Source organism: Paraburkholderia sp. J10-1, from assembly GCF_905220165.1.
GTDB lineage: Bacteria > Pseudomonadota > Gammaproteobacteria > Burkholderiales > Burkholderiaceae > Paraburkholderia.
Map to the genome: position 1 here is coordinate 1 of NZ_CAJMYW010000093.1, position 283 is coordinate 283.

Annotated in this window: 1 pseudogene; it reads right to left on the minus strand. The window is 65.4% G+C overall.

Annotation, left to right across the window (positions count from 1 at the left end):
- Positions 1 to 283 (minus strand): annotated as a pseudogene (locus U5A65_RS40865) (hypothetical protein); the annotation flags it as partial.

A 283-nucleotide genomic window follows, 5' to 3' on the forward strand; every position in this document is an offset into this window, starting at 1 on the left:
GCCCGTGCCGCCCAACGTCACCGAGCTATGCGCCGACGAGTCGTACATCACTGCATCGGCCAGTTGACCCTGCATGTTCGTGATCTGGCCGTTGATCGTCGTCACGTCGCCCGCGAGATTCGACACATTCGTGTTCGTCGCGTACAGCTGCGAGCCGTTCACCGCGTCAAGGCTCGATGCGCTCAGCACGCCGTTCGCCACGTTGTGCAGTGCCACCGCCGAGGTCGCGCCCGTGCCGCCCAGCGTCACCGAACTATGCGCCGACGAGTCGTACAGCACCGCG